The following is a 4,669-nucleotide window of genomic DNA, read 5'->3' as shown; positions in this document are numbered from 1 at the left end:
CGATCGGCTAAAAATGGCGACGCCGTTGTAGGATTTTTGACCGGAAATGTAGCAGTTGTAGCCGAGGTTGATGAAGGGTTCTAGGGGGAAGTCTTTGTCTGTAACTTTGGTTTCTTGGAGGCAGAGAACGTCTGGGGAGTTTGTTTGCAACCAGCTAGTAACGTGTTCTAGGCGGGTGCGGATTGAGTTGACGTTCCAGGTGGCGATTTTCATTTTTTGTTTGTTATATACTCTCTGATTATTGGCCCGATCGTAAAGTGCGATCGTCCGTTTTGTTTGACTGTTTCAACTAATGACCGCCGTCCTAAAGATTGCATGACTTTCAAGAGTTCTGGCGGTGAGAGTTGCAGGTTTTCTGGTATTTTTGAGATGTCGGCTGGTTCGGGGGTATTGGCTAGCCATGCGATCGCCTGTTGTTCGGATGCGGTTAGGCGATCGAAATGCTGGTGCAGGAGTGATTCTAAGTCTCCTAAGAATAGGGTATCATAGGAGAGGAATTCGGAAACGCTACCGCCGAATAAGTCTTGAATGAATGTGGCAACTATATTTAACCATAAGGGATTGCCTCGGTAAAGGTCGATCAGTTCTGACCATTTCTCCGGTTCTGCTAAACCTTTTTCTGTGAATATTTCTTGTGCTTCGGGACCTAAACCGTTGAGTTGCAGGGATTTGCAGGGGCGGTTTTCGCCTTCTAAGGCGGCGATTTCTCTGGGTTTTTCCCAACTCAGGAGGATGAGGCAACTGTTGTGGGATGATTCTGTTATTTGTTTGAAGAATGCGCCGTAATTTTCATATCCAGGTTGGTAATTTCCTGCGAGTTGTTGGCTGCTGAAAATGGTTTGGATATCATCGAGGATGATGAGACAGCGGTGCGATCGTAAATATTCTAGTAGGGGCAATCCCCCCGCGATCGCCCTTTCTTCGGGATAGGGAACGAACACGGTGGCACCGCCACTACAGAATTTAATTAAGTCGGTTTGGAGTGATGCCAGCGGTAGAGAGTTGCGGAGACTTCGCCAGATGATGTAGTCGAATTCGTGTTGAATTTGTGGGATTAGTTGGAGTGTAAGGGCGGTTTTGCCAATACCGGATAAGCCTAAGATGGTGATGAGGCGGGTGCGGCCCAAAATCCAGTTTTCGAGGGTGGTGAGCTCGGATGTGCGGTTATAGAATAGGTTGGGTTCTGGTGCATCAGCTAAATCTTGACGTACTGTAAGTGTAGCGTTCTCTGTCGGTTTATTTAATATATCCTCGTTTTTCTGTGTTGGTTCGGGGACTGTGAAAGATAGGGAACCATCTGTGGAGACTTTACCTATCTGCACGCAGCCATTCCCAGTAATTGAGAAATTCGAGAATTGCCATCTTTCCGCTGTGGAACGAAAGTTAGATTGATTGATGTCTTCACCTAATGTTTCTGAGAGAATTTTCCATAATTTTGAGGCTTCCTTCCTGACATGAGCTCTGCTACGCTTGCAATTTTCGGCTATTTCGGGGTATTTCTGACGTTGCCAAGTGCCGCGCAATATAGATTGTTGTATATGATCGAGGTGTTTTCCAGTTTCGGAGAACACAATGTCGTCAGCCCATTTCGCGACTTGCCGATCGTCCATAGGTCGATTAAGAGGTTGTGGTTTTGCCGATTGCTACCCTACTTTATCCTACTGTTTCCTATTTTGGCAACTAAATCCTACTGTTTCCTACTTTTTAAACTCAAAAAATATTTAACAAATACCTACTCTATCCTACTAAAAATATTAAGTTTAATTAACCAACTCAAAGCTTTATGTACTATAAAAGGTAGAGGATGCTTTTACGGCGTCTCACACAGTTTTTATCTGAAGTTGCCAAGGATATTTCAAAATGAAAAAGTTACTGACCACAACAGGAACAGCCATGTTACTTGCTAACATGACGATCGCCCCTGCATTTGCTGATTCACTCGCACAGCAAACTACATCAAGGCAGCAACAGCAGGTTGTATTACCCGAAGGGGAAATGATCAGCGATGCGGAACTTTCAGAAGTTGAAGGCGAATGGAAACATATTGCAGTGGGTGCTGGAGTAGGAGCCGTAGGTGGTGTCGTTATGAACGGTCTTAATAATGCGCGTACTGGACAAGCTTGGCATCAAAATTGGGGTTCAGCAGCAGTTGGAGGAGCAGCTACTGGTGGTTGTCGGGCTGGAACTGGGAACTGGACTGGTTGCGGAATCGCAGGATCTGCTGCAGGATTTGGAGCGAACCGAGCTTTCGGATGGTAATAAGTCCAAAACCGAGAAATTGAATTAACTCAATTGTGACCCGCAGAAGATTACCAAACCTGCGGGTTTAAAATCACAAGCCAAATTACAGTTGAACGATGAAGAATATTTGTGGATGTAATAAATAGTTTTTCGCTCAGTAAATTACAGAAAATCCGAATATTTTTTTTACCCAATCATATTACAGTGGTCTTACTCTGTTTATCTCAACAACCAGTATTTGCTAACCCTATAACTCCCTATCGGACTCTCCGCTATGAAGGAGTGATAGGTCAGACCAACTATTACACCTGTGGCCCTGCGGCTGTAGCTACCCTACTTACTCACTACTACGGTCAACCAACTGCGGAATCTGAGATTTTAGAACTGTCAGAAAAAGCAATGGCAGGAAGCGGTAAAAGCCCAGAAGAAAAAGGAGTCACCGCTTTAGCATTAAGACAGGCTTTAGCTGATAAAGGCATTCAAGCTAGGGGGATGCGACTTACCCTAGCATCGTTAGCCGACTACTTTCGCAAAGGGGGACTGCCTGTTGTTTTGCACGTCACCAAACCTCAAATGCACTATGTTTTAGCAGTCGGCATGGTAGGGAATTGGGTAATTTTAGCAGATCCATCATGGGGACGGCGCATTCAACCTCTTGGTGCTTTAGTAAATGAACAAGGTTTTAGCGGTGTAACCCTTGTACCGCTTCCACCTGAAAACTTGATTTCGACTGCAAAAGAACAACAAAGCGAAACGCTGCGTTGGGCAGAATTCCGTCTAGCAAGACTAAATTCACTGAGAAGGAAGTTATGATCAAGCGAGTTCCTATTCTATTGATAGCTTTCCTGATATGTCCGCCTGCACAGGCTCAGATACCCATTGACCCGTTGCGACTGCCAGAAGAAGAAACAGGAGGCTACATCTACACTTTTGGTGTCAACTATATACCAGACGGACGAGAAGGATTGGATTTCGATAGAGAAGGGACTCCGTTCAATTTTGAGACATTCAACCAATCAATTAACTTTTCTGCTTCAGGAAGCTACAGTTTCAGTCCCAATTTAAGTATAGGAGCCAATGTTAACCCTAATTTGTTCATTCGCAGGCAACAACGAGATTTTAGCAACCGTACTGAAAAATCAACAGAAACTAACACTGACATTGGCGCAGGTTTATCTGTAGAATACCGTCCCGCTCCTGGCTCTACCCTAGACCCTCGTTTTTCAGTCGGTGTTGCTTACCCTTGGACAGTCACGGTTCAAAGTCAAGCTAGTTTAATCAGAGATCCTGTAATTGTCTTAGGCTCTCTGGGATATTCTCAACCGTTAGACTCTGCCAATAGCAGTCTGAATTTAGGAATAGGAGCGGGGTTTGTAGCAAATGAAAGAGTTAGCTTTAGCGCTTTTGGTAACTACGCCATACCTATCGGCGAGACTAATTTGCCTGTAACTTCTCTGTCATTCCGCACTGGTTATAATTTGGATGATGAAGGAAAGCAGGATATCGGGTTACGCACAACTCTTAGCGTGCGGGGTGGAGATACGAGAATAGGACTTGGCATTGAGTGGGGAGGTAGAGCAAATATTGGTTCCCAAAGACAAAACAGCAATTCCATAAACAATCCTGAGCCAACAAATAGAAATACACCTAATATTGTCGATCGCGCGCCGTCTTCTGTCCCTTCTCCATCAGTCAACTTTCCAGCCACTCAGTCTACAGGTAATATGCCCTCTGCGAACGATTCCAACATTAGCACAAATCCTGTATTAGGAGGGAGTACAAGGGATGCTTTTCAACAGCTCGATCGACGATTGCAGGAAAAGGATGTTCAGATAGAAGCTTTACAGAAGCAAGTTAGAGAACTTCAAGGGAGTTTAGAACGTTTGCGCTGCCAGCTTCCTGAAAATCAGGAAACTTGTGAAAAAGCGCCTTAGCCATACTAATAAGCAAACTTTTTTGATCCGATAATGCTCTCAATATTCTAGTTTTTAATAAAAAGCGATCGCCCTTAAATCCCAACTTGTCAAAAAGCGCGATCGCCCTAACTATTTTATTAATTAACCTATTTTACTGCGACAGCCAACTGCAACCCCAATTTATCTAGTAAAACTATCAAAGCATAAATTTCCTCGCCCCCACTCTCAGACAACATCCGATCGAGTTTCTCATATATAAGTTTAGCTTCTGTCGATAACTTATTCATCTGTAAATAAGCATCCACCACATCTTTAAGTCCTGCTCGCAGCAATTCAGGTTCGGGGCCTTCTGACTCCAATTCCAACATGGTCTCGATATAGCTAGCAGCACTTTCAGGGGTTTGTAAAGAAGAAATCAAGTATTCGTGGTAGCTTCTAGTTGTTGGCACTTTGAGTTCTTTCATAATCTCTCCAGTATTTTTTAGCTTGGCTAATATCTTGCTCTTGAGTGC

Annotated in this window: 6 protein-coding genes; 3 read left to right on the top strand and 3 right to left on the bottom strand. The window is 44.1% G+C overall.

Annotation, left to right across the window (positions count from 1 at the left end):
* Together ACUVJL_RS28655 and ACUVJL_RS28650 are read right to left on the bottom strand one after the other, a co-directional pair.
* The coding region (locus tag ACUVJL_RS28655; RefSeq protein ID WP_445248942.1) for an endonuclease/exonuclease/phosphatase family protein at positions 1-213 on the bottom strand (213 nt) is incomplete at its 3' end.
* The gene (locus ACUVJL_RS28650; RefSeq protein WP_445248947.1) at positions 210-1,610 is read right to left on the bottom strand and encodes an NB-ARC domain-containing protein; all 1,401 of its coding nucleotides are present in this window, start codon (positions 1,608-1,610) and stop codon (positions 210-212) included. The genes ACUVJL_RS28650 and ACUVJL_RS28655, both read right to left, overlap by 4 nt.
* A gap of 250 nt (positions 1,611-1,860) precedes the next feature.
* On the opposite strand from ACUVJL_RS28650, the gene ACUVJL_RS28645 reads away from it, so the two are divergent.
* The 3 genes from ACUVJL_RS28645 to ACUVJL_RS28635 all read left to right on the top strand — a co-directional run bounded on the left by ACUVJL_RS28645 (position 1,861) and on the right by ACUVJL_RS28635 (position 4,175).
* Complete coding sequence (locus ACUVJL_RS28645; protein WP_445248946.1) at positions 1,861-2,259, top strand: hypothetical protein; 399 nt, start codon at positions 1,861-1,863, stop codon at positions 2,257-2,259.
* Between the two features lie 264 nt (positions 2,260-2,523).
* Positions 2,524-3,054, top strand: a complete 531-nt coding sequence (locus tag ACUVJL_RS28640; protein ID WP_445248945.1) for a C39 family peptidase — start codon at positions 2,524-2,526, stop codon at positions 3,052-3,054.
* Positions 3,051-4,175 (top strand): hypothetical protein, encoded by a 1,125-nt coding sequence (locus ACUVJL_RS28635; RefSeq protein WP_445248944.1) that lies wholly within the window; start codon positions 3,051-3,053, stop codon positions 4,173-4,175. The genes ACUVJL_RS28640 and ACUVJL_RS28635 overlap by 4 nt, the downstream gene beginning before the upstream one ends.
* Before the next feature lie 128 nt (positions 4,176-4,303).
* Here the strand turns inward: ACUVJL_RS28635 and ACUVJL_RS28630 are convergent.
* The coding region (locus tag ACUVJL_RS28630; RefSeq protein WP_445248943.1) for a helix-turn-helix domain-containing transcriptional regulator at positions 4,304-4,669 on the bottom strand (366 nt) is incomplete at its 5' end.

The sequence above is a fragment of the Microcoleus sp. OTE_8_concoct_300 genome (genome assembly GCF_031383065.1).
Taxonomy (GTDB): Bacteria; Cyanobacteriota; Cyanobacteriia; order Cyanobacteriales; family Microcoleaceae; genus Microcoleus.
This window is presented reverse-complemented; position numbering and strand designations above follow the sequence as displayed.

Coding starts and splice junctions, on each gene's coding strand:
- ACUVJL_RS28650 (WP_445248947.1), bottom strand. CDS start 1,610: ATGGACGATCGGCAAGTCGCGAAATGGGCTGACGACATTGTGTTCTCC.
- ACUVJL_RS28645 (WP_445248946.1), top strand. CDS start 1,861: ATGAAAAAGTTACTGACCACAACAGGAACAGCCATGTTACTTGCTAAC.
- ACUVJL_RS28635 (WP_445248944.1), top strand. CDS start 3,051: ATGATCAAGCGAGTTCCTATTCTATTGATAGCTTTCCTGATATGTCCG.